A 23,432-nucleotide genomic window follows, 5' to 3' on the forward strand; every position below is an offset into this window, starting at 1 on the left:
CAAGCGGTTAGCACCGTTTTGCGGGCGAGGGCTTTTTCCTCGTCCGCTTTTTTAACACAGCATTTTCGCTTTACCCTTTTTCACCAGGACAGGACGCAACCATGGGCATCACTCGACTGCTCAGCCATCCGCTGCTCGCCTTCTTTCTGCTTTGCCCCGGCCTTTCGCAGGCAAAGGTAGAAGATTCGGAAGCGCAGAAACTGCTTACCACACTGGCAGAATCCTCATTTGCGGAAAAGAAAGAGGTGGTCAACCAGATCGCCGGCAGTGGCGATGAGCGCGCCCGAGGCTGGCTCGAATCCTACGCCAGCAACAAGCTGGGCCGCATTGAATCCAGCGGCCAATTCATCATCGTGCTGGAAAACCGGGGCCGGGACTGGACCGTGGAAAGCGCACTCACCGGCGAAAACCTCGGTGAAATTTCCCGCCGCGACATCGACACCATCCGCGTCAACAACGCTCTGCGTAATGAGCTGGAAAGCATCCTGTCGGTGATTGATCTGAAGAGTCCTGATGAGGACAACCGTTTATCCGCCGCCCGCGCCCTCAAAGGCAGCGTGGACGGAACTCTGGCTGAGCGCATACCCGAACTGATTGAAACCGAAGAGAGCGCGTCGGTTCAGGCGGCACTCACCGAAGCCCTGGCCATCTATAAAGTGGAAGAGCAGGGCGATGTTGCTGCCGTGGCAACCCTTTCCGGCAGCCTCAACTCAGAAGCCCGCGCTGCCCTGCAACAAGCCATGCGCAGCGACGATGCTGCGCTGGTGGCTGCGGCCACCGAGGCCATGGCAAGCATCGAACAGAAACTGACACTGAACCGTGCCGCTGAGACCCTGTATTTCGGGTTATCCCTCGGCTCCGTTCTGGTGCTGGCAGCCATTGGCCTTGCCATCACCTTCGGCGTGATGGGCGTGATCAACATGGCCCACGGCGAACTGATCATGCTGGGCGCCTACACCACCTGGGGCATGCAGCAATTGCTGCCGGGCCAGCCCGGTCTGGCGCTGCTCCTGTCCATTCCTGCCGGTTTTCTGGTGGCAGCACTGGCGGGTGTCGCGATAGAGCGCACCGTGATCCAGCACCTGAAAGGCCGCCCGCTGGAAACCCTGCTCGCTACCTTTGGTGTCAGCCTGATCCTGCAGCAGCTCGTGCGTACCGTGATTTCACCACTCAACCGCACCGTGATCACGCCAGACTGGATGAGCGGCTCGGTGATGATCAACGAAGCGCTGTCACTCACCCTGAACCGCCTTTACGTGATCGGCTTTGCCCTGGTGGTGTTCGCGGGCCTGATGCTGATCATGCGCAAGACCCGGCTTGGCCTGGAAGTGCGCGCAGTCACCCAGAATCGCGCCATGGCCCGCTCCATGGGTATCAAGGCTACGAAAGTGGACATCCTCACCTTCGCTCTGGGTTCCGGTGTCGCCGGCCTCGCGGGTGTTGCACTCTCCCAGATTACCAACGTTGGCCCCAATCTGGGCCAGAGCTACATCATCGACTCCTTCATGGTGGTGGTGTTCGGCGGCGTGGGTAACCTCTGGGGCACCCTGCTGGCGGGTATGACGCTGGGCACCATCAACCAACTTCTGGAACCGTGGGTCGGCGCAGTACTCGCCAAGATCATGGTGCTGGTCTTCATCATCCTGTTCATTCAGAAACGCCCTCGGGGACTCTTCCCCCAGAAGGGCCGTGCGGCGGAGGGTTAAGGTATGTGGTTAACGAGACCCTTGCAGGAACGTTCCACTCGAATTTTCCTGGGTGTGCTCTTCGCCTCTCTGGTGATTGTCAGTGTGCTGCATGTGTTCATACCGCAGGACAGCGCCCTGTATGTAAGCTCCTACACCATCACGCTGCTGGGCAAGTACCTGTGCTACGCGCTGCTGGCAGTGGCGGTGGATCTGGTGTGGGGCTACCTCGGTATCCTCAGCCTGGGCCACGGCGCCTTTTTCGCCCTGGGTGGCTACGCCATGGGCATGTACCTGATGCGCCAGATTGGTGATCGCGGCGTTTACGGCGATCCGATGCTGCCGGATTTCATGGTGTTCCTGAACTGGCAGGAGCTGCCCTGGTACTGGCTCGGCTTCGACATGGCCTGGTTCGCCTTCATCATGGTGCTGCTGGCGCCGGGCATCCTGGCTCTGGTGTTTGGCTTCCTGGCCTTTCGCTCACGGGTGACCGGGGTCTACCTCTCCATCATTACTCAGGCGCTGACGTTCGCACTGATGCTGGCCTTCTTCCGCAACGAGATGGGTTTTGGCGGCAATAACGGCCTGACCGACTTCAAGGACATCCTCGGCTTTGATCTGCGCACCGATGCCACCCGGCTTGGCCTGTTCATCGCCACCGGCATTGCTCTGGCCATTGGCTACCTGATCTGCCGCGGCATTGTTACCAGCAAGCTGGGCCGCGTGAGTATTGCCTGCCGGGATGCCGAGGCGCGCACACGGTTCCTCGGTTACCGGGTAGAGCGGGTGCAGCTGTTTGTGTTTGTGGTCTCCGCCATGCTGGCCGGTGTGGCGGGTGCGCTCTATGTGCCTCAAGTAGGCATCATTAACCCCAGCGAATTCTCGCCGTTGTTCTCCATCGAGGTGGTGGTCTGGGTGGCACTCGGTGGCCGCGCCACGCTATACGGTGCCGTCATTGGTGCAATACTGGTGAACTACGGCAAAACAGTGTTCACCGGCATCATGCCGGACGCCTGGTTGTTTGCGCTCGGCGGACTGTTTGTTCTGGTGACTGTGTTCCTGCCCAAAGGCATCGCCGGCCTGTTGTTCAAGCCGAAGAAAGCCAAGGACGCCGGTAACACCCTTCCGGAACAGGAGGCTACCGCATGAGCCTTATTCAGGAACTGACCAATCGGGATAAGGTATTTGAATTTCTTGTGCCGGCACAGTCCCCCGTGGATGTGCGGCACGGCCCCATTCTGTACCTGGAAGGCGTTAACGTCAGTTTTGATGGCTTCAGAGCCATCAATAATCTCAACCTCACCATCGACGACGGCGAACTGCGCTGCATCATCGGCCCTAACGGTGCAGGCAAAACGACCATGATGGACATCATCACCGGCAAAACCCGCCCGGATACCGGCTCGGTGTGGTTTGGCAGCCGCCACAACCTGCTCACCCTGAGCGAACCAGACATCGCCTCTCTCGGCATTGGTCGCAAGTTCCAGAAGCCCACGGTATTTGAAGCGCTGACGGTATTCGAAAACCTGGAGCTGGCCATGGCCACAGATAAGCGCATCCTGCCGACCCTGACCGCCATCATGACAACTGAATACCGGGATCGCATCGATGAAGTGCTGGAAATAATTGGCCTCAAGGAGCTGCGCCTGGCTCTGGCCGGCATTCTCTCCCACGGCCAGAAGCAGTGGCTGGAAATCGGCATGTTGCTGATGCAGAAGCCGCGCCTGCTGCTGGTGGATGAGCCTGTCGCCGGCATGACCGAACAGGAAATGGAACGCACCGCCGAACTGCTCACCAGTCTGGCCGGTAAACAATCGGTGGTGGTGGTAGAGCACGACATGGGCTTTGTGCGCTCCATCGCCCGCAAAGTCACCGTTCTGCACCAGGGCAGCGTGCTGGCGGAAGGCTCCATGGACCAGGTCTCCAACGACCCGGAAGTGATCAAGGTGTATCTCGGGGAGGAGGCGTGATGCTCAGGATCGACAAGCTCAACCAGTATTACGGCGAAAGCCACACCCTCTGGGATCTGGAGCTGGACGTACCCCAGGGCCAGTGCACCTGCGTGATGGGGCGAAACGGTGTAGGCAAGACCACTCTGATGAAATGCATCATGGGCGAGGAGAGCGTGAAAAGCGGCTCCCTCGCGTTCGCCTCGGACGTGGAACTCACCCAAAAGAAAATAGAAGACCGCGCCCGCCTCGGCATCGGTTATGTGCCCCAGGGCCGGCAGATCTTCCCGCTGCTGACCGTGGAAGAAAACCTCCGTACCGGACTGGCCGTGCGCAAAGATGGCTGCAAGGTAATCCCCGCACGGGTGTACGAATTGTTCCCGGTGCTGAAAGAAATGCGCCATCGCCGGGGCGGCGATCTTTCCGGCGGCCAGCAACAGCAGCTCGCCATTGGCAGGGCGCTGGTGATCGAGCCCCGCCTGCTGATTCTGGATGAGCCGGGTGAGGGCATTCAGCCCAACATCGTCGCCCAGATTGGTGAGGTTATCCGCAAGCTGATTGAGGAAGACGGTCTTACCGTGTTGCTGGTCGAGCAAAAGCTGCCGTTTGCCCGCAAATACGCCGACCGCTTCGCCATCCTCGATCGGGGCCGCCGCGTGGCCGAAGGCGAAATTGCTGGCCTGACCGATGAACTGATCAAGAAGCACCTGACGGTATGACCGTTTTCCAGCGGGTAGAACCTTTGCATCAGCCAGAGCCTTTGCATCAGCCAGGCCAGGATTCTGGCCACCGCTTCGATTCGGAGCGGCGCTGGGCGGCCAGCTTGTCTCTTGGCTTTGAAGCACGACACGAAGGCGAGGAGAAAGCGGTTACCCGCCTGGTGCGTCGAAAACACCATGGCCCGTTAAGGGTTCAGCGGCCGTTCTACCCGGAAGGGCGACATGGCTGCTGCCACGTTTACCTGTTGCATCCGCCCGGTGGGCTGGTCAGTGGTGACGAGCTTCGCATTGAGGCCAGCGTCGGTGAGGGAGCCCATGTGCTGCTCACCACGCCAGCGGCAGCTAAACTCTATAAAGCCGACAGCCACGGCGTTGCCTGGGGCCAGCACACCCGTTTGCAGGTGGCAAAAAACGGCATCCTTGAATACCTGCCCCAGGAAACCCTCGCGTTTGACGGCTCCAGGGGCGAGCAGACCACCACCATCGAACTGGAAACCGGCGCCAAATGCATCGGCTGGGAAATCCTCGCCCTCGGCCGCCCGGCCAGCAAGCTGCCGTTCGTCTCCGGCCACTTGCAGCAGCGATTCAGCCTGCTGATGGATGGCCGCCCTTTATGGCTCGAACGCCAACTTATGGATCCCGCACATCCCCGGTTCAAAGGCCACTGGGGGCAGGGCGGTGCCACCGTACAGGCCACCCTCTGGGTGGTCGGCCTCGAAGACGAAGCCGCCGCCATTGAAGAACTCAGAGAAACCCTGCCCGCCAACCACCGCTGGGCCGTCACCCGCCGCCGTGGCGTAGTGCTGCTGCGTTATCTGGGGCAGGAAAGAAACGAAGCCTGGGCGTTATGCCAGCAAGCCTGGGAACTGCTCAGGCCAAGGCTTACCGGCCAGCCGGCCATGGTGCCTCGAATATGGCTGACCTGACCTTGGCAGTTGGAACAGGGCGGGAGGAACCGTTCGGGGCACGCTGTGAATACGTCCCTGTACGCTTGACAAAAACATCCATGTTTTTGACATCCCCGAACGGTTCCTCCCGCCCTGTTCACAAGACTTGGGTGCGGGCCTGTAGCGAAACAAACAGTTAGTGAGACGGAGAACAAGATGGAACTGACACCAAGAGACAAAGACAAGCTGCTGCTGTTCACGGCGGCACTGCTAGCCGAACGCCGTAAAGCCAAAGGCCTGAAACTGAATTATCCCGAAGCCATCGCCCTTATCAGCGCTGAAATCATGGAAGGCGCCAGAGCCGGCCAATCCGTCGCGGAGCTGATGAGCAGCGGCGCAGAAATTCTGACCCGCGCCGACGTGATGGACGGCATCGCCGACATGATCCCGGAAGTGCAGGTAGAAGCCACCTTCCCGGACGGCACCAAACTCGTCACCGTTCACAACCCCATCGTGTAAGGAGCGCGCCATGATTCCCGGAGAGTACCAACTTAAAGACGGCGAAATAGAACTCTGCGCTGGCCGCGAACGCATCATTGTTGACGTCGCCAACACCGGAGACCGCCCGATACAGATCGGCTCTCACTATCATTTCGCCGAGGCGAATCCAGCGTTGGATTTTGATCGACCGAAAGCTAAAGGCTACCGCCTGGACGTAGCCGCCGGCACCGCCATTCGTTTTGAGCCGGGCCAGGTCCGCCAAGTCACCCTGATTCCGTTCAGCGGCAGTCGGGAGATTTATGGCTTTAGAGCCGAAGTCATGGGCAGTTTGGACGCCACGAAATGATTCCGGGAGAGCGAGTGGGAATAACTTTCCAAAACTGTGCGGAGCCATGGATGGCGGAGCCCAAGCGTCACATGGATGTGCCGCAAGGAGCGTGTTTTGGAAAGTCATTCCCACTTGCTCCTGCACCCAAGCCAACAAATGAGGGATAGCATGAAAATCACAAGGCAAGCCTACGCCGACATGTACGGCCCCACCGTGGGCGATCGCGTGCGGCTCGGCGATACCGAACTGTGGATTGAGGTCGAGAAAGATCACACCCATTACGGCGACGAAGTAAAATTCGGCGGCGGAAAAGTCATCCGCGATGGCATGGGCCAAAGCCAGCGCGCCGACGACACCGTGATGGACACCGTTATCACCAATGCATTGATTCTGGACTGGTGGGGCATCGTTAAAGCCGACGTTGGCCTGCAAAACGGCCGCATCGCCGCCATCGGCAAAGCCGGCAACCCCGACACCCAGCCAGACGTCACCATCGTGATCGGCCCCGGCACCGAAATCATCGCCGGCGAAGGCAAAATTCTCACCGCCGGTGGCATCGATTCCCACATTCACTTCATCTGCCCGCAGCAGATTGAAGAAGCGCTCATGAGCGGCATTACCACCATGCTCGGCGGCGGCACCGGCCCGGCCACCGGCACCAACGCCACCACCTGCACACCCGGTGCCTGGCACATGGGCAAAATGCTGCAGGCTGTCGACAGCCAGCCCATGAACATAGGCTTCCTGGGCAAAGGCAACACCAGCCTGCCGGAAGCCCTGGAATTGCAGATAAAAGCCGGCGCCATGGGCCTGAAACTGCACGAAGACTGGGGCACCACCCCGGCCAGCATCGACAACTGCCTCACCGTGGCCGACAAATACGACGTACAGGTCGCCATTCACACCGACACCCTGAACGAATCCGGCTTTGTGGAAGATACCCTGGCCGCGTTCAAAGAGCGCTGCATCCACACCTACCACACCGAAGGCGCCGGCGGCGGCCACGCGCCGGACATCATTACCGCCTGCTCCAAACCCTACGTGCTGCCGTCGTCTACCAACCCCACACGGCCCTACACCGTGAACACCATCGACGAACACCTCGACATGCTGATGGTGTGCCACCACCTGGACCCGAATATTCCCGAAGACGTCGCCTTCGCGGATTCGCGCATTCGCCGCGAGACCATCGCAGCGGAAGACATCCTGCACGACCTGGGCGTGATCTCGATGATCGCCTCCGATTCCCAGGCCATGGGGCGGGTGGGCGAAGTGGTGTGCCGCACCTGGCAAACCGCCCACAAGATGAAAGTTCAGCGCGGCCTGCTGCCGCAAGATGAAAGCCTGGGCGCCGACAACTTCCGCGCCAAACGCTACATCGCCAAGTACACCATCAACCCCGCCATCACCCACGGCATTGGCCACGAAGTGGGCTCGGTAGAAGTGGGCAAGCTGGCCGACCTGGTGCTGTGGAACCCGGCGTTTTTCGGCGTAAAGCCTGCCCTCATTGTGAAGGGCGGCATGATTGCCGCTGCGCCCATGGGCGATCCCAATGCCTCCATCCCCACGCCCCAGCCCGTGCATTACCGGCTTATGTTTGGTGCCTTCGGCAAAGCCGCCAGTGCCACGCGCCTGACGTTCGTAAGCCAGGCCGCGCTGGATGCGGGCATTGGCAAAGAACTGGGCCTGGACAGCCCGCTGGCGGCCTGCAAGAACGTACGGCAGGTGCGCAAGAGCGACATGAAACTGAACGACGCCTGCCCGCACATCACCGTAGACCCGCAAACCTACGAAGTGCACGCAGACGGCGAACTGCTTACCTGCGAGCCGGCCTCTGAACTGCCGCTGGCTCAGCGTTACCACTTGTTCTGAGCCGGAAACCGGAGAACCTTATGTTGGAACTGATTAAACGCATCACCAACGTGGATACCACTGAAATCCACGACAACCTGACGTTGCCCTACGAACTGCGCATGCGGGGCCGGCTGAGAACCACCACGGAAACCAGCCAGGACGTTGGCCTGTTCCTGGATCGCGGCCCGGTGCTGCGAGACGGCGACCTGCTGGAAGCCAGAACCGGCGAGATCATCCGCATCCGCGCAGCGGAAGAACCGGTGGTGACCGCCTACGTAAAAGCCGGTCTGCCGCTGGCACGCCTGTGTTATCACCTCGGCAATCGCCACGTCTCCCTCGCCATCGGTGAGAATGACCAGGGCGGCTGGGTTCGCTTTCCGCCAGACCATGTGCTGGAGGAACTGGCCGAGCACCTGGGCGCGGTGATTATTCGCCACACAGCGCCGTTTGATCCCGAACCAGGCGCCTATGCCCAGGCCGGGCAGGCATCTGGCGACCACGGCCACGGGCATCACCATGATCACGCCCATTAACAACGATGCAGCCATAGCCAGCGACCTGGCCTTACTGGGCCTGATGCAACTGGTCAGCCCCGCGCTGCCCATCGGGGCTTTCGCCTGGTCGCAAGGGCTGGAAAGTGCCTTTGAGCTGGGTTGGGTGAATGACGAAACAGACTTGCAGGGATGGCTGGAAGGCGTACTTGAAGATGGCCTGAGCCGCTGCGAATTGCCTTTGCTGGTGCGCTTGCAAACAGCCTGGGCTGCAAAGGATGCGCAAGCCATTGCACAGTGGAACGACTGGCTGCACACCACCCGGGAAACCGCCGAACTGAGTGATGAAGACACCCGCCTCGGCGCAGCGTTAGTCACCCTGCTGCGCAACCTGGGCCTGCTGCCGGATGCGAACCTGATTCCCAGCGAACCCGGTTACATCACCATGTTCGCCTGGGTGGCCCATCACCGGAATGTACCCGAGCGCCAGACCCTGCTCGGCTTCGCCTGGGCCTGGCTGGAAAACCAGCTGGCGGTTGCCTGCAAAGCGCTGCCCCTTGGCCACACCGCCGCCCAGCGCGTGACCGAACACATGCGCCCCTTATTGGTAACCGCTGTAGAGATTGCCCTGCAGCGGGATGACGAAGAGCTTGGGCCCATTCTGCCCGGCCTGGCCCTCGGCAGCGCCTTACACGAAACCCAGTATTCGCGGCTTTTCAGAAGCTGAAAAACAAACACTGATTACAAGAGAAACGGAGAACACGCCATGAAACATTGTTTGAGAGTTGGAGTCGGCGGCCCGGTAGGCTCCGGCAAAACCGCATTGCTGCGCCAGCTTTGCAAGGCCCTGAAAGACCACTACGACATCGCCGTAGTGACCAACGACATCTACACAAGAGAAGACGCCGACTTCCTGCTCAAACACGACGCCCTGCCAGCCGACCGCATCCTCGGCGTGGAAACCGGCGGCTGCCCGCACACCGCCATCCGCGAAGATGCCTCCATGAACCTGGCAGCCATCGACGACCTGCAAAGCCGACACCCGAACCTGGAACTGGTACTAGTGGAATCCGGTGGCGACAACCTGTCGGCCACCTTCAGCCCGGAACTGTCTGATCTCACTCTTTATGTGATCGACGTGTCCGCCGGCGACAAAATTCCCCGCAAAGGCGGCCCCGGCATCACCAAATCCGATCTGCTGATCATCAACAAGATCGACATTGCCGAGTACGTGCACGCCTCGCTGGAGGTAATGGAGCGGGATTCCAAAAAGATGCGCGGCGAGCGGCCGTTTGTGTTTGCCAACCTTTACGACGGGGTAGGGCTGGAGACCATTATCAGCTTTATTCTCGAAAGGGGCATGCTCCCGGAAAGACGTCCGGAAAAACTGGCTGAGACCGCCTAAGCTAAAACAGATACCAACTCTGAACCATTAAGACCACGGACCAGACTGAGGACACACACCATGAATACATTCACCCGACTACTGATAGCCACCGGCCTGATGGTTACCGCTACCACCGCCTCCGCCCACGCCGGCCATGACGCTGGCACCGGTTTCACCAGTGGCCTGCTGCACCCCATGCTGGGCCTGGACCATCTGCTGGCCATGGCCGCAATCGGCTTCTGGAGCGTGCGCCAATCCGCCACACTTAAAAACAGCACACCACTGTTCGTGATCGGCGGAATGATCCTCGGCGCCGGTCTCGCCTGGGGCGGCATGAGCCTGCCCGGCGTGGAAACCGGTATTGCCTTTTCGGTGCTGCTGGCGGGCATTCTGATTGCCACCATGGCCAAATTGCCGACCGCTGTGGGTGGTTTACTGGTTGGGGCATTTATGGTGTTTCATGGCTTTGTGCATGGTACGGAAATGCCGGCTGGCGCTGCACTGGCGGCCTACCTGGCTGGGTTCTCCATTGCGACGTTGGCGCTTACGTTTGTCGGCCGGGGGCTTGGTGCTTTGATGCAGAAAACGGATAACCGGTTTGGGCGAGTGCTGGGTGGTGTGGTTGCCGCAACCGGAGCTTTTCTGGCCGCCGCGTAATGACTTTCGGCTAGAAAACAGAGTTAAAAGAGAAAGCTGTGCGGGATGACCGCACAGCTTTTTTTTGTGACATAAAGATATGTATTTTTGTAATAGGGGCAGACAGAATGTGCTGAGATGGTCTACCTTAGGTAGCTAAATACTACGGAAGCACCAACTGTTATGGATAACGGCCGATGGACACCCCAGTACTGACACCGCATTTTTTCGATCTCTCGTATTTCATACCGCTCATTCTGCTGGCAATTACCCTATGCGCTCGCCACTTCAACGGCGATCCGGAATGCTTGATCGTTAGGGTTGCTGCGAGTCTCTTTTTCGGTAATAACGAAGGGCGCTATCTAACCACAGTTACATTCTCTAGGAGAACTCATGGATAAATTGAAGCGATACGAACTAATCAATCAGCTACTTATTTTGGAAAAGCTTTATCCAGAGGATGCTGACTATTACTCAAAGAATAGAAAAGCGCTTGAGAATGGATATGAACTTCACTACTCCTGGCTGACAGAGAGCATTAGCGATGGCCTGTCTGAAGAGCAGTGCAAGGAAGTGCTCGATATTCTCGACATGTACAGATCTATTACGTTCTCTTGGCAAAGATTGCATGATGGTCAAGAAATACCTGATAAGCTGAAATTCCAAGGGTTTGATGGTAACTACGAAACAGAGCTAATGGGGTATGTGCAGTATTTCGTAATCGAGCTAGCGAGATTTGATGAGTTAACGTATGGAAAAGAGCACCCTTATTTTAATAGCCACGGCCCGATGCTTGAGAACTACCGAAGAATGCTTGCTGTATGGAAGGAATATGGTTTTGATTTAACAGAAGATGAAATCGCCTCGGTCATGGAGGCGTAAATGGAAGTTGCAATGGCTGTACTATCCGTTGTCGGAACTCTTGCTTCTTTTTACGGTGCGTGGATCGCTTGGAATCAAGCAGGAATATCAAAGTCTGCAGCAAATCTAGCCGGAAGGATTAAAGAGCAACTGATAAATCACCGGAGAACCTCTGAACTTTCTGAGTTGCAGGTGTATATAGATTCAACAAAGAGAACATTTTTAAAGTATGGCTCGGCTAAGCCATCAAGTCTTACCGGTACAAATCACAATACCGATGCCGAAGTTGCTTTGGAGTTTATTCACAAGCTTAAGTCGCTGCGGGATTATTTTTCTGCTCCAGATGGGAACGCTGCAGATGATGCTTTTGATGAGATTAATATAGACCTTGGCAGGTTAAAATCAGCTAGAAGCTCAAAGGATATCTCAGATATTGGCGAGTCTATTTTAAACAAAGTAGTAATGTTTTCCCCGATACTCAAAAAAGAGCTTACTGAGCAAAAGGAGAGCTCCGTTGAGTGAATGTAACAAGGCACTGATATCAGGAAAATTTTACGCTGCGTTCTAAATTTTCCGCAGAGCGCGGCGTTATACATAAGCTTCAACATAAATTGATCACTATTATTAAAAGAAGGAAAAAATATGGCTGACTCTCATCCGTACATATCAGGACCAGGAAATATTGCGCAGATGGTGATGCAGCTGCGTAATGCGTTCCCCCCGGTGGTTACGTCTGACACAGTTAAGAGATTGGGGCTTGCCTCAAATAACGAAAGCTATGTGATTAATGCGCTTCAGTTTGTTGCTGTACTAGACTCTGACGGAAAGAAAACGGAGAAGGCCGCTGAGGTATTTTCGCATCATAAAGATGAAGAGTTTTCTAAATCCTTTAGGGATTTAGTTTCCAATGCGTACTCGGATCTCTTCGATTTGCATGGAGAAAAGGCATGGACGCTTGATGATGATGCCCTCATAACCTTTTTCCGACGGGCTGATCAAACTAGTGTAACGATAGGGAAGAGGCAGGCGGGAACATTCAAAATTTTTTCGGCATTGTCTGGCTTTGGTGAGATTCCTACGCCACGAGGTCAAAAATCAAAAGAAAAGAACGGTGCTAAAACAAAAACAGCTCCAAAGAAGCAACCGAGTAAGTCATCTACAGAAGCTGTTGATTACAAATCTATTAGTTCTGAAAACAATAGTTCGAGCAAGAAAGTCAACCGAGATTTTGGCTTAAGCGTGAGAATAGAAATCAATTTACCGGCTGATGGGTCGAGAGAGACTTATGACAATATTTTTAAAAGCATCAAGGAAAATCTTTTGAATGAGTGATTCATTCGGGCGATTTGAATCAATAGCTCGCAGGGCTTTTAATTATACATCATCAGACACATCAGAAGAATTAGATGGGGTCCATCCTTTTGATGAAAGGAATATGCATCCTGGTATTGTCGATATTTCTCAGAAACTTTTTGATGATGCGCATTACGCCCAAGCGACGTTTGAGGCTTACAAGCTGGTTGACAAAAAGGTGGCTACGCTTTCTAAGTTGTCTGAATCTGGGGTTAAACTGATGATGCAAGCTTTCAGTGAAAAGTCGCCACGCATCAAGCTTACCCCTTTGTCGAGCACGAGTGAAAAGGATGAACAAGAGGGGTACAGGTTTATTTTTTCAGGTAGCGTAATGGCTATAAGGAACCCTAGGGGGCATGAACCAAACATGAAGGAAACGCCAACAGAGTGCCTAGATCATCTAAGCCTGGCATCTATGTTGTTGAGGAGGCTGGAGAAGGTGTCTGATGTATAACACATATGAGCCTTCTCGGAATCAATAGGCAATAGTGATTTTTTAGAAAGCCGGTACAGATTTATTGTCCAGTTTCCGCATTGTTCCTAACAGGCCATCAATTGCCGGCGCCGGCCTTAGTGAATTTTTAGCAGTGCATCTTCAATGTCGCTGCTGTCTTCTGGGCGCACGACCCGCGCTATTTCTTCACCATCCTTCAAAAAAATCAGGGTCGGCCAGAGCTTAACGCTAAACGTCCGCCCCAATCTTCGGCCTTTGCCATCCTCAACCTTCACATGCGGAACGTCTGGGTGATTGTCAAACGGAAAACCGGGACAGATCTATTTTCTCGGCTTCTCTGATGGCCCAGCGCTAAAATGAGTCATCACCAACCTTCACCGTGCGTCGGTTAATATCGGCGTCCAGCGCAGAAAGGATTCTGTGAAAAATAGATCTGTCCCGGTTTTTACGGTTTTCATTAACCTTGGTTTATTTCGGACTATAAAATCTTGGGCTCGGTGAGTTTCGTGTTTTCCTCCAGGCGCAGGGATTTAAATCGGTCATGTTCATAAGGATTTAACGGTGCAGAACGTCAGCTCAGAAGAGGTCTTGTCGGAATTGATCCAGTCGAGCCCTGCGGTGTTGCTCTTGTATGGGGGAGCGAGTTGTGGTGTCTGTCAGTCTATCAAGCCCCGCCTGGAGGCGCTTGCCCGCGAGGAATTTCCAAACCTGGTCACCGCTTACATCGATTGCCAGGGCGCCGCTACCCCGTTATGTGCCGCTCGCGGTATTTTTTCTCTGCCTGTTGTTCAGCTTTGGTTTAATGAACAAAAACCGGGACAGATTTATTTCCTGATGGCTTCCCGGCTGGTTCTGCAAAGTGCAGGCGTTGTAAGTATCGAAGAAAACCGGGACAGATTTATTTTCCAGTTTCCGTATTGTTCCTGGCAGGCCAGCAATTGCCGGCGCTGGCCTTAGTGAATTTTTAGCAGTGCATCTTCGATGTCGCTGCTGCCTTCTGGGCGGACGACCCGCGCTATTTCTTTACTATCCTTCAAAAAAATCAGGGTCGGCCAGAGCTTAACGCCAAACGTCCGCCCCAATCTGCGGCCTTTGCCATCCTCAACCTTCACATGCGGAACGTCTGGGTGATTGTCCATTGCCGCCTTGATGTCTGCCTGAGCACCCTGGCAGATCCCGCACCAGTTGGTGCCGAATTCGATCACCTTTGGGCCCGTGCTCTGGTCCAGCTCATCACGGCTCAGGGTTTCGGGTGTATATCGGCTGGTGTACGACATGGTGTCTCCTTGTTGGGTTATCCAACTGGAAAATAAATCTGTCCCGGTTTTCTGGATGCTGTTTTATCCTCGGTTGTCTTACTCATTGCCAATGTCACCTGATCACCCTCTGAAACCGCTTTGACACGGTCTTTAGAACAATACCCTAGCCTGAGGTGTTTTGCGCCCCGGCTTTCTAATGTGGGCCGTCTTGTTGCGCTGGATGATGCTGTGTTCTGGCATCGACGTACCTATTTAGGTACACTGATTTTCGCCAAGGAAGGGATTGTATGACAAGGAAAACGGTTAACGTCGTATTTTACAGAACCGCCAATGGTCGAGAACCGGTCAAAGAGTGGTTGCTGAAGCTGAATAAGGATGATCGTTCAGTGATCGGGACTGACCTGAAGACGGTGGAGTATGGTTGGCCACTGGGCATGCCTTTGGTCAGAGGGTTTTCTGGCAAGGCCAACTCGGACTTGTGGGAAGCCCGCAGTGATCTATCAGGCGGTCGGATTGCACGAGTCATATTCACGATGTTTCACGGCGATATGGTGTTGTTAAACGGCTTTATAAAGAAGACTCAGAAAACACCAGATCAAGAGTTGGCAAAGGCGAGAGATCGAAAGAAGGATCTTGTCTGAATGGGAGCAAGAAAATGACAAAGCACAAACACGTTGGCAGCTCTCTCGATGATCTGCTTGAATCTGACGGCACACTTGAGCAAGTAGAAGCTGAGGCGCTGAAGCGGGTAATCGTCTGGCAGATTCAGCAGGCTATGGGGCAGACGGGTGTGAACAAGTCTCAACTTGCCCAGAAAATGCATACCAGCCGTACAGTGGTTAACCGCCTTCTTGATGAGAAGGACACTGGTGTAACCATCACAACGCTCGTCAAAGCCGGGCGGGCTCTGGGTATGACTTGGACCTTGCAGGCTGGCGAGGATAATGGATCGCCTCGCGCGGCTTAAATAAAACCGGGGCAGACTTATTTTCCAATTTCCGTATTGTTCCTGGCAGGCCAGCAATTGCCGGCGCCGGCCTTAGTGAATTTTTAGCAGTGCATCTTCGATGTCGCTGCTGTCTTCCAAAAACCGGGACAGATTTATTTTCCAGTTTCCGTATTGTTCCTGGCAGGCCAGCAATTGCAGGCGCCGGTCTTAGTGAATTTTTAGCAGTGCATCTTCGATGTCGCTGCTGCCTTCTGGGCGGACGATCCGCGCTATTTCTTCACCATCCTTCAAAAAAATCAGGGTCGGCCAGAAGGAATATCGGGACAGATTTATTTTGCTTGTAATGAAGTCTAAGTATTAAATGGTGATGAGAGATTGAGGTAGAGATATGGATAAGAAAAATAAACCGGGTTTGGCCCTTGAAAAGGTGTTTGACGAGCGCCGGAAGTTCATAGTCGTTGGACTTACTGGCCGAACAGGGTCGGGATGTACGACAGTGGCGAAACTCCTATCTGCTGATTTCGACTCATTTTGTCCCCCGCGCCCGGTGTCCGTAAATTTTGAAAGCGATGAAGATCGGAAATATAAGGTTCTTTATGAGTATTTAGAAAAGAACTGGGGGAATTTTCATCATGTCCAGCTAAGAGATTTGATAACAACATTCATATTAGAGCGAGAGCTAAAGACTTTTTTATCCGTTGTTTCCAATATTTCGGGTATTGATGCAGGTGAAGTGGAGGCAATCCTAGGGGAAAAATTTAAGGAAAGTTATAACGCGCTGTATCATGAGAGAACCAGAGCAAAGCTGGTTGTAGAAAGCTCTGAAACAGGGCTTGATGAAGATTTTATGTACGGATTTTACTTTAATGATGTGCCCAAATTTACTGAGGAAGTCCGTAATGCTGTGGATTCTATTGCAAGCGGTACTTATACGCGCCTATACCAAATGTTTGCTAATAATATCAGACGATCTGGTAATGCGTATAGTGAGGTGTTTAATCCAGAAAATATATATAAACTGGCTCAGAGGGCTAATAAGCTAATAAAGCTTCTGAGAAGGCGAAGTATTTCTAGTTCTGAGCGTGTTCTAGTTTGTTTGGACGCAGTAAGAAATTCTTTCGAGGCTTCATTTTTCCGAGAGCGCTATTCTGCCTTCTATCTGATGGCTATATCCGCTCATGACTCTGAACGAAAGTCGAGGTTGAGAAGGGACTTCAATCTAACTGATATCAAGTTAGATGCAATAGATTCAAGAGAGAATCCAAGCAAGTTAAAGGGTGAGGAATATTTTTTCTCACAAAATATAGCTAGATGCATTCAGTTGGCAGATATTCATATTTTTAATGAATCAGACGATGGAAAGTCCTTTCGTGAGTTAAAACGTCAGCTAGTTAAGTATATATCTTTAATGATGCATCCAGGCCTAGTTACGCCCACGAGAAGTGAAAGATGTATGCAGTTAGCGTTTGACGCGAAATTAAATTCTGGTTGTATTTCAAGGCAAGTTGGTGCTGCGGTGACAGATGCAAATTATTCAATTAAAGCAATTGGTTGGAATGATGTCTCGCAAGGCCAAACTCCATGTAATCTCCGGAACGTGGGTGATTTGCTAAATGGCGAGGATGTGAATGCTTACTCGAAATATGAAAAAGAAAATGACAATTTCCGTTCTTTAATTGGCCGAGTGTACGGAGATAAAGTTATTTCATCCTCGAAAAAAGGAATTCCGTGTAGTTTTTGTTTTAAGGATATACAAAATTCAATGGATGGAGAGAAAAATCAGGTACACACCAGAGCTCTCCACGCTGAAGAAAATGCATTTATTCAAATTAGCAAATATGGTGGTCAGCCTCTGGAAGGCGGAGTTTTGTTTACAACAGCTAGCCCTTGTGAGCTCTGTTCAAAAAAAGCTTATCAGATTGGAATAACAAAAATTTTTTACATTGACCCCTATCCTGGTATCGCCAAGGATCAAGTTTTACGGATTGGTACTAATCAACCTCAGTTATGCCTTTTTACTGGAGCTGTGGGGCGCGCATATCAGCAGCTTTTTGATCCAATTATGCCCTATAAGGAAGAGTTTAATATTTCAGAAGAGCTTAAAGTTCCAAATGTTAAGTCTGAGTTGAGGGCGAGAATCAAAGAACTCGAATATAAAAATGGGAAATTAGAGGATGAGCTGCGTTCGATTACGGATCGCGCCAACTTGTGATCTTTTGGGGAAAACCGGGACAGATTTATTTTCGCGGCTTCTCTGATGGCTTGGAGCTGATTTGAGTCACTACCAACCCTCTCCGCACTTCGGTTAATATCGGATGCCAGCGCACAGAATGGATTCTGTGCTGCAAAAGCAAGGAGACGCTGATGCCAAGACAGGCCAGGGTGATTGTGCCCGGTTTTCCCCACCATATTGTTCAACGCGGTCATAATCGCCAACCGGTGTTCGTCGAACGCCGTGATTTTGAGTACTACTTGGCGAACCTTCAGGAATGGAAGCAGGCCTATGAGCTGGAGGTGTTCAGTTACTGCCTGATGACGAACCACGTTCATCTGGTCGTTCAGGCGAACGATAACCTGTCCGCAATTCCTCAATTGATGAAGCGCCTGGCTGGTCGCCAGACACGCTTTGTGAATGCCCTCGAGAAACGCAGTGGTTCACTCTGGGAAGGACGCTACAAGATCAGCCCGATTGATACTGATGCCTATCTGTTGGCTTGTTGTCGCTATGTGGAACTCAATCCTGTTAAAGCAGGGATGGTGGATAAACCTGAGTCGTATGAGTGGTCGAGCTATTCAGCGCGGGTAGGGAGCTCGTACTGCCATTGGCTGGATGAGCCCGACACTTTTCGGGGACTGGCAGTTAGTCACCAGATGAGGGTTGAAGCCTATCGGAAGTTTGTTGAGCAGGCAGATGGTTCGCCGTCAGATGAATTAATTCGGGCGGCTATTAATAGCAACAAGCTAACCGGTGGCGGCAAGTTTGTGGATGAAATTGAAAAACGTATCGGTATCAGAGTGGAAACGCGGAAGCCGGGTAGGCCGATAACTGAAAAATAGATCTGTCCCGGTTTTCCGGAAAAATCTACTTTTGAAGAACGTCCGCAGTTAATTAGTCTAATTGCTTAGATGTACCGATATAGGTACAATTTGTGTGAGCGTGGAAGAGGATAGATGACAGGGAAAATAGTCAGCGTCGTTTTTTACAGAACCGCCAATGGTCGAGAACCGGTCAAAGAGTGGTTGCTGAAGCTGAATAAGGATGATCGTTCAGTGATCGGGACCGACCTGAAGACGGTGGAGTATGGTTGGCCACTGGGGATGCCGTTGGTCAGAGGGTTTTCTGGCAAAGCCAACTCGGACTTGTGGGAAGTCCGCAGTGATCTATCAGGCGGTCGGATTGCACGAGTCATATTTACGATGTTTCGCGGCGAGATGGTGCTGCTAAACGGCTTTATAAAGAAGACTCAGAAAACACCGGATCAAGAGTTGGCAAAGGCGAGAGACCGAAGGAAGAATCTTGTCTGAATGGGAGCAAGAAAATGACACAGCACAAACACGTTGGCAGCTCTCTCGATGATCTGCTTGAAGCTGATGGCACACTTGAGCAAGTAGAAACTGAGGCGCTGAAGCGGGTAATTGTCTGGCAGATTCAGCAGGCAATGGGGCAGACGGGTGTGAACAAGTCTCAACTTGCCCAGAAAATGCATACCAGCCGTACAGTGGTTAACCGCCTTCTTGATGAGAAGGACACTGGTGTAACCATCACAACGCTCGTCAAAGCCGGGCGGGCTCTGGGTATGACTTGGACCTTGCAGGCTGGCGAGGATAATGGATCGCCTCGCGCGGCTTAAATAAAACCGGGGCAGACTTATTTTCCAATTTCCGTATTGTTCCTGGCAGGCCAGCAATTGCCGGCGCCGGCCTTAGTGAATTTTTAGCAGTGCATCTTCGATGTCGCTGCTGTCTTCTGGGCGGACGACTCGCGCTATTTCTTCACCATCCTTCAAAAAAATGAGGGTCGGCCAGAGCTTAACGCCAAACGTCCGCCCCAATCTGCGGCCTTTGCCATCCTCAATCTTCACATGCGCAACGTCTGGGTGATTGTCCATTGCCGCTTTGATGTCCGCCTGAGCACCCTGGCAGATCCCGCACCAGTTGGTGCCGAGTTCGATCACCATTGGGCCCGTGCTCTGGTCCAGCTCATCACGGCTCAGGGTTTCGGGTGTATATCGGCTGGTGTACGACATGGTGTCTCCTTGTTGGGTTATCGGCAATCTTGGAGTGTCGGAAAATAAATCTGTCCCGGTTTTCTTACGTCCGGTTTTCTTACCGTTTAGTATAGCGGTTTCAGCCATCCAGACTCTGGAGGGGCTATGGCAGGTGGATGGTCACGTGATGGTGCGGTTCAGGAAAACCGGGAAAGATTTAAAAACCGGGACAGACTTATTTTGTGCATACTGGTTTTTTGCCTTGGGCTGTGTTTGTCGAAAAATATCTATCTAACAAGAGCTATCAAACAATCATGACGAGAAAGACATTAGGTTTAACCCGAAAACCAATTAAAGACTCTAAACCAGTGGCTGAGGAAGCCGAAGCTATGGTTGAGGTGGAAGGTGAGGCTGATCCACAAAAACGTTTTTTAAATGCTGTGGCTATCAATCCAACGCCGGGGATTCGCTTGGAGTCAGGTTCAGAAGAACTCACGGTGCGCGCGATAGATTTGATCACGCCGATTGGAATGGGGCAGCGAGGTTTGATAGTTGCGCCGCCGGGGTCTGGAAAATCGACGATTTTGAAACATATTTGCCAGGCGGTGGGAAAGGCGTATCCCGAGATTAAACTTTACGCGTTATTGATAGATGAGCGACCCGAAGAGGTCACTGATTTCAGGCGTAGCGTCCCGGCTGAGGTACACGCTTCTTCTTCGGATGAAAGCTATGCTCATCACGTTCGCGTTGCCGATGAACTTCTTGATATCGCCCGCCAACAAGCGGGCGAGGGTGAGAACGTCATGATTGTGATTGACTCTCTCACCCGGCTTTCGCGGGTGCATAATGCGGAGCGAAAGAGCAGCGGTCGTACTATGTCTGGCGGGGTGGATGCTCGAGCGATGGAGATTCCGCGGAGGTTGTTTGGTGCTGCACGCAACATTGAGAATGGCGGCTCGCTGACCATTTTGGCAACCGTTTTGGTGGATACCGGCAGCCGTATGGACCAGGTTATCTTTGAGGAATTTAAGGGCACGGGGAACATGGAGCTGGTTTTATCGAGAGACGTTGCGAATCAGCGAATCTTTCCCGCGCTGGATATTTCGAAAAGCAGTACACGCCGTGAAGAGCTGCTGTTGGATCCAAAAGATTTAGACAAAATAAGAGCATTGCGCCGGGCGCTTGGCGGTCTCAAACCGCTAGAGGGCACAAAAAAGCTGGTTGAGCTGCTTGAGAAGTACCCTACAAATGCCGAGCTTCTGGAAAACATTCCCGGGCCAGGGTGATGTGCGTGAGTGATCACCTCATTCGTTAGGTCGTTACATAGTCTTTACCTTACAGCGCGAAGCCCCGTGTGCAGACCAAGGAAGTCGCGTTTTGGCGGCGGTGAAGCGCTCAGTACAGTTACGGGCAAAAGCAAAATAACATGACAATATCAATTATTTGTACCAATAAAGATCCTGAACCCTGGGTAGCTGCCCTAAGGGCATTAGACCCTACTCTCGACGTTCAAATATGGCCAAACGAAAGCCGAAAAGCGGACGTTGAGTTTGCCTTGTGCTGGCATCACCCTAAAGGCGTTCTACGAGACTACCAAAATCTGCGATGCATTTGTTCTATGGGCGCAGGTATAGATCACTTACTTAATGATGAGTTTTTGCCGAAAGACCTACCGGTAATAAGAATTATAGATCCTCTATTAGCACAGTCTATGTATGAATATCTTCATACAGCAGTTATGTATTACTTCCGAGATTTTGACATATACAAAACTCAGCAATACCAATCAACCTGGAAGCAGCAGTTACCAAAATCAATAGCCCATACGACCATCGGTGTAATGGGGTTAGGTAAGCTTGGAGAATATTCGGCGAGCAAGTTTTCTGAGATTGGATTTAATGTTATTGGTTGGTCGCGCACTCAGAAGACTATTACCGGAGTAAAATCTTATACAGGTGACAGGCAATTAGAAGAGTTTCTTTCGCAAGTAGATATATTGATTTGCTTATTGCCCCTGACAAACGAGACGCGTGGTATTCTTAATTTAGAAAACTTTAGTAAACTGCCTTCTGGGGCTTGCCTGGTTAATGTAGCGAGGGGCGAACACGTGATGGATGAAGATCTGATAACAGCAATAAATCAAGGTCAGCTGCGAGGAGCGTGCCTTGATGTTTTTAGAGAGGAGCCATTACCTCAAACGCACCCATTTTGGCAGCACAACAAAATACTCCTGACCCCTCATTGCTCAAGCATTACAGACCCTAACTCAGTCGCGCCTCAAATTTTAGAAAACTATCGGCTGATGAAGAGTGGTCGGCCCTTGATGAATCAAGTAAACCTTGTCAGAGGGTATTAAGCAGTTGGACTTAAGCATATCCACGAAGAACAGGCACAACATAGCCTTACCTTGAAATGCGTGTTGAGGCCTATCGACAGTTTTTTGCGCAAGAACAGGATTCATAGCCAGATGAGTTGATCCGCTCGGCGATTAACAGCAACAAGTTGACCGGTGGCCATGCCAGACTCGTAGGTACAGCGTTCATAGACTGCCTGCTGGAAAGCAGTGCTCTGCCTTGGGATAGTGATACGGAAGGCACAAAGCTTCTACCTGGTAACCTTCTTCAACAAAGGCATCCCGCACGTCACTCAGAGTGCCCTCAGTGCTCCACATCCCGTGGACAAGCAATACCGTTGGCTTGTCGTTGTGCCCTGGTTTCATAGCGCTATTCCTTAAGCCGGACAAGCAACCGGCCATCCTCAACCTGGATATAATCCACACCCGCTGCAAAGGATTGCCAGAAGCCCGGGTTGGCGCCGAACTCGTTAACCAGGTCCACATTCTTGAGGTTACCCAGCCAGGCGTTCGGAATGGGTACGCCCATGAGGCTGACGCCCCTTAACTTGACCAGGGGGCGACCGTTGGCAAAGGAGAGTTCTACGCCAGCATTTACTCGTAGGGTTCTGCCGCCGAGTAGGGGGAAGTCCTCTTCAAGAGGCACCAGAAGGAGGGCGCTCAGCAGATTGTCCGAAAGGTCGACGGCGAGTCTCTGAGCCAGATCGGTGTTGTTGGCGAGCATACTGTTGAGTTCCCGCTCGCTAAAATGTACCTCCCGTCTGGCGCCTTCCTCACTGTAGGGTTCCGGCTGCAACGGGCGGCCAGATTCGCCGCCCTGAGTATCAATACCCAGACTATTCAGCTTGTTGTTAAGTGAATTCTGTTCACTGGCATTCAGGGTTACGGGGTCGAAGTTTTCAGGAAACACATAGTGGCTCAACCACCAGTAACCAACGCCGACGGTGGCAACGATGGTGAGCAGGACAACGCCAAAGACATGTAAGCCACTGAAGCCCTTCTTTGCGGGCGGCGGCGCTGATGTTGGTTTATCCTTGGTTGTTTCGTTCATCGCTAATGACACATGGTTGCCCTCTGAAACCGCTTTGACGCGGCCTCTAGAACAATACCCTAGCTTGAGGTGTTTTTCGAAGGTCTAAGGGCGTTCGTTCACACCCGATCAATAATCGCACACAACGCATCCAACCCGTTTGTCAGCGCCGCCGGCCCAACCGGGGCGCTCGGCTACGTGCTCCGGTTGGAATTTCGGCCGCTATGTCCGCCAGTGTGCGCGAAACCAGCTAGTCTGCAAATAAGGCCATTGAGCGCTAAACGGAACACAGATCAATGGCTGATGGACAGTTTTGGCAGCTTCACGTGGAAGAAGGACTTGATTTTGGCTGTGAGTGACGTCGCCATGTGCGCGATATGTTCGCTACGCTGCTGTGCTGCAAGCTTTGTGTAGTAATCAATGTCGATATTGTTCAGTTCGTTCAGTTTCGGAGCTTTGTAACTCATGGTGCTGTGTCCTGGTTCGATAAGTGAGTATTTTCTATAGGACGTATGATAATGAGTAGGA

Annotated in this window: 30 protein-coding genes and 1 pseudogene; 25 read left to right on the top strand and 6 right to left on the bottom strand. The window is 52.9% G+C overall.

Translation table 11 applies throughout. The features are described 5' to 3' along the window. Positions 1-101 precede the first annotated feature (101 nt). The 16 genes from urtB to BUA49_RS06310 all read left to right on the top strand — a co-directional run bounded on the left by urtB (position 102) and on the right by BUA49_RS06310 (position 13,105). Positions 102-1,706 (top strand): urea ABC transporter permease subunit UrtB, encoded by a 1,605-nt coding sequence (gene urtB, locus BUA49_RS06235; RefSeq protein ID WP_072796336.1) that lies wholly within the window; start codon positions 102-104, stop codon positions 1,704-1,706. Positions 1,707-1,709: 3 nt separating this feature from the next. Further along, positions 1,710-2,834 carry an urea ABC transporter permease subunit UrtC gene (gene urtC / locus BUA49_RS06240; RefSeq protein ID WP_072796337.1) on the top strand — a complete coding sequence of 375 codons (1,125 nt, stop codon included), beginning with the start codon at positions 1,710-1,712 and terminating at the stop codon, positions 2,832-2,834. Next, positions 2,831-3,655: an urea ABC transporter ATP-binding protein UrtD gene (gene urtD / locus BUA49_RS06245; RefSeq protein WP_072796338.1), complete on the top strand. Its 825-nt coding sequence runs from the start codon at positions 2,831-2,833 to the stop codon at positions 3,653-3,655. Before urtC ends, urtD begins: the two co-directional genes overlap by 4 nt. Beyond that, complete coding sequence (gene urtE / locus BUA49_RS06250; RefSeq protein WP_072796339.1) at positions 3,655-4,353, top strand: urea ABC transporter ATP-binding subunit UrtE; 699 nt, start codon at positions 3,655-3,657, stop codon at positions 4,351-4,353. Before urtD ends, urtE begins: the two co-directional genes overlap by 1 nt. Further along, on the top strand, positions 4,350-5,279 hold the full coding sequence (locus BUA49_RS06255; RefSeq protein ID WP_072796340.1) for an urease accessory protein UreD: 930 nt from the start codon (positions 4,350-4,352) through the stop codon (positions 5,277-5,279). The genes urtE and BUA49_RS06255 overlap by 4 nt, the downstream gene beginning before the upstream one ends. A gap of 177 nt (positions 5,280-5,456) precedes the next feature. Then, the gene (ureA, locus tag BUA49_RS06260) at positions 5,457-5,759 is read left to right on the top strand and encodes an urease subunit gamma (protein ID WP_072796341.1); all 303 of its coding nucleotides are present in this window, start codon (positions 5,457-5,459) and stop codon (positions 5,757-5,759) included. Positions 5,760-5,769: 10 nt separating this feature from the next. Next, complete coding sequence (locus BUA49_RS06265; RefSeq protein WP_072796342.1) at positions 5,770-6,087, top strand: urease subunit beta; 318 nt, start codon at positions 5,770-5,772, stop codon at positions 6,085-6,087. 150 nt (positions 6,088-6,237) lie between these two features. Further along, positions 6,238-7,941 (top strand): urease subunit alpha, encoded by a 1,704-nt coding sequence (gene ureC / locus BUA49_RS06270; protein ID WP_072796343.1) that lies wholly within the window; start codon positions 6,238-6,240, stop codon positions 7,939-7,941. A gap of 20 nt (positions 7,942-7,961) precedes the next feature. Further along, positions 7,962-8,456 (top strand): urease accessory protein UreE, encoded by a 495-nt coding sequence (gene ureE / locus BUA49_RS06275; RefSeq protein WP_072796344.1) that lies wholly within the window; start codon positions 7,962-7,964, stop codon positions 8,454-8,456. Beyond that, a complete protein-coding gene (locus tag BUA49_RS06280) occupies positions 8,440-9,141 on the top strand; it encodes an urease accessory protein UreF (protein ID WP_072796345.1) in 702 nt (233 codons plus the stop codon). Before ureE ends, BUA49_RS06280 begins: the two co-directional genes overlap by 17 nt. A 39-nt stretch (positions 9,142-9,180) precedes the next feature. Further along, positions 9,181-9,819 (top strand): urease accessory protein UreG, encoded by a 639-nt coding sequence (gene ureG, locus BUA49_RS06285; RefSeq protein WP_072796346.1) that lies wholly within the window; start codon positions 9,181-9,183, stop codon positions 9,817-9,819. 60 nt (positions 9,820-9,879) lie between these two features. After that, the gene (locus BUA49_RS06290; RefSeq protein WP_072796347.1) at positions 9,880-10,458 is read left to right on the top strand and encodes a HupE/UreJ family protein; all 579 of its coding nucleotides are present in this window, start codon (positions 9,880-9,882) and stop codon (positions 10,456-10,458) included. Between the two features lie 372 nt (positions 10,459-10,830). After that, a complete protein-coding gene (locus BUA49_RS06295) occupies positions 10,831-11,319 on the top strand; it encodes a YfbU family protein (protein ID WP_072796348.1) in 489 nt (162 codons plus the stop codon). Further along, positions 11,320-11,820 carry a hypothetical protein gene (locus BUA49_RS06300; RefSeq protein ID WP_072796349.1) on the top strand — a complete coding sequence of 167 codons (501 nt, stop codon included), beginning with the start codon at positions 11,320-11,322 and terminating at the stop codon, positions 11,818-11,820. It begins immediately after the preceding gene. A gap of 120 nt (positions 11,821-11,940) precedes the next feature. Next, positions 11,941-12,630: a DUF5343 domain-containing protein gene (locus BUA49_RS06305; RefSeq protein ID WP_175547553.1), complete on the top strand. Its 690-nt coding sequence runs from the start codon at positions 11,941-11,943 to the stop codon at positions 12,628-12,630. Further along, positions 12,623-13,105 (top strand): TIGR02391 family protein, encoded by a 483-nt coding sequence (locus BUA49_RS06310; protein ID WP_072796350.1) that lies wholly within the window; start codon positions 12,623-12,625, stop codon positions 13,103-13,105. The genes BUA49_RS06305 and BUA49_RS06310 overlap by 8 nt, the downstream gene beginning before the upstream one ends. A 116-nt stretch (positions 13,106-13,221) precedes the next feature. Here BUA49_RS06310 and BUA49_RS17990 read toward each other — a convergent pair. Then, positions 13,222-13,407: pseudogene (locus BUA49_RS17990) on the bottom strand (thioredoxin family protein); the annotation flags it as partial. A gap of 259 nt (positions 13,408-13,666) precedes the next feature. Here BUA49_RS17990 and BUA49_RS17525 point away from each other — a divergent pair. Continuing rightward, positions 13,667-14,062, top strand: a complete 396-nt coding sequence (locus BUA49_RS17525; protein WP_084063497.1) for a thioredoxin family protein — start codon at positions 13,667-13,669, stop codon at positions 14,060-14,062. Here the strand turns inward: BUA49_RS17525 and BUA49_RS06325 are convergent. Beyond that, positions 14,059-14,382, bottom strand: coding sequence for a thioredoxin family protein (locus BUA49_RS06325; RefSeq protein WP_072796351.1), 324 nt, complete (start codon positions 14,380-14,382; stop codon positions 14,059-14,061). The two genes, BUA49_RS17525 and BUA49_RS06325, sit on opposite strands and share 4 nt — an antisense overlap. Positions 14,383-14,651: 269 nt before the next feature. Between BUA49_RS06325 and BUA49_RS06330 the strand changes: the two genes are divergently transcribed. The 6 genes from BUA49_RS06330 to BUA49_RS06355 all read left to right on the top strand — a co-directional run bounded on the left by BUA49_RS06330 (position 14,652) and on the right by BUA49_RS06355 (position 19,164). Further along, positions 14,652-15,005: a type II toxin-antitoxin system RelE/ParE family toxin gene (locus BUA49_RS06330; protein ID WP_072796352.1), complete on the top strand. Its 354-nt coding sequence runs from the start codon at positions 14,652-14,654 to the stop codon at positions 15,003-15,005. 14 nt (positions 15,006-15,019) lie between these two features. After that, positions 15,020-15,331 (top strand): helix-turn-helix domain-containing protein, encoded by a 312-nt coding sequence (locus BUA49_RS06335; protein WP_072796353.1) that lies wholly within the window; start codon positions 15,020-15,022, stop codon positions 15,329-15,331. Positions 15,332-15,701: 370 nt separating this feature from the next. Continuing rightward, entirely contained in the window at positions 15,702-17,525 is a 1,824-nt protein-coding gene (locus tag BUA49_RS06340) for a hypothetical protein (RefSeq protein ID WP_072796354.1), read from the top strand. A gap of 152 nt (positions 17,526-17,677) precedes the next feature. After that, the gene (locus BUA49_RS06345; protein WP_072796355.1) at positions 17,678-18,370 is read left to right on the top strand and encodes a transposase; all 693 of its coding nucleotides are present in this window, start codon (positions 17,678-17,680) and stop codon (positions 18,368-18,370) included. A gap of 114 nt (positions 18,371-18,484) precedes the next feature. Next, positions 18,485-18,838: a type II toxin-antitoxin system RelE/ParE family toxin gene (locus BUA49_RS06350; protein ID WP_072796356.1), complete on the top strand. Its 354-nt coding sequence runs from the start codon at positions 18,485-18,487 to the stop codon at positions 18,836-18,838. A gap of 14 nt (positions 18,839-18,852) precedes the next feature. Continuing rightward, on the top strand, positions 18,853-19,164 hold the full coding sequence (locus tag BUA49_RS06355; protein WP_072796357.1) for a helix-turn-helix domain-containing protein: 312 nt from the start codon (positions 18,853-18,855) through the stop codon (positions 19,162-19,164). Positions 19,165-19,236: 72 nt separating this feature from the next. Here the strand turns inward: BUA49_RS06355 and BUA49_RS06360 are convergent, their stop codons facing one another. Continuing rightward, positions 19,237-19,560, bottom strand: a complete 324-nt coding sequence (locus BUA49_RS06360) for a thioredoxin family protein (protein ID WP_072796358.1) — start codon at positions 19,558-19,560, stop codon at positions 19,237-19,239. Between the two features lie 203 nt (positions 19,561-19,763). Here BUA49_RS06360 and rho point away from each other — a divergent pair, with 203 nt between their 5' ends. After that, positions 19,764-20,807 (top strand): transcription termination factor Rho, encoded by a 1,044-nt coding sequence (gene rho, locus BUA49_RS06365; protein ID WP_228704414.1) that lies wholly within the window; start codon positions 19,764-19,766, stop codon positions 20,805-20,807. Between the two features lie 140 nt (positions 20,808-20,947). Then, complete coding sequence (locus BUA49_RS06370; RefSeq protein ID WP_072796360.1) at positions 20,948-21,877, top strand: 2-hydroxyacid dehydrogenase; 930 nt, start codon at positions 20,948-20,950, stop codon at positions 21,875-21,877. 183 nt (positions 21,878-22,060) lie between these two features. Here BUA49_RS06370 and BUA49_RS06375 read toward each other — a convergent pair whose 3' ends face one another. The 3 genes from BUA49_RS06375 to BUA49_RS17770 all read right to left on the bottom strand — a co-directional run bounded on the left by BUA49_RS06375 (position 22,061) and on the right by BUA49_RS17770 (position 23,371). Then, positions 22,061-22,240 carry a lipase family protein gene (locus BUA49_RS06375; protein WP_072796361.1) on the bottom strand — a complete coding sequence of 60 codons (180 nt, stop codon included), beginning with the start codon at positions 22,238-22,240 and terminating at the stop codon, positions 22,061-22,063. Positions 22,241-22,244: 4 nt separating this feature from the next. Next, entirely contained in the window at positions 22,245-22,925 is a 681-nt protein-coding gene (locus BUA49_RS06380; RefSeq protein ID WP_072796362.1) for a flagellar basal body-associated FliL family protein, read from the bottom strand. 272 nt (positions 22,926-23,197) lie between these two features. Then, a complete protein-coding gene (locus BUA49_RS17770; protein ID WP_175547554.1) occupies positions 23,198-23,371 on the bottom strand; it encodes an RSP_7527 family protein in 174 nt (57 codons plus the stop codon). Between the last annotated feature and the right edge of the window lie 61 nt (positions 23,372-23,432).

The sequence above is a fragment of the Marinobacter antarcticus genome, from assembly GCF_900142385.1.
GTDB lineage: Bacteria > Pseudomonadota > Gammaproteobacteria > Pseudomonadales > Oleiphilaceae > Marinobacter > Marinobacter antarcticus.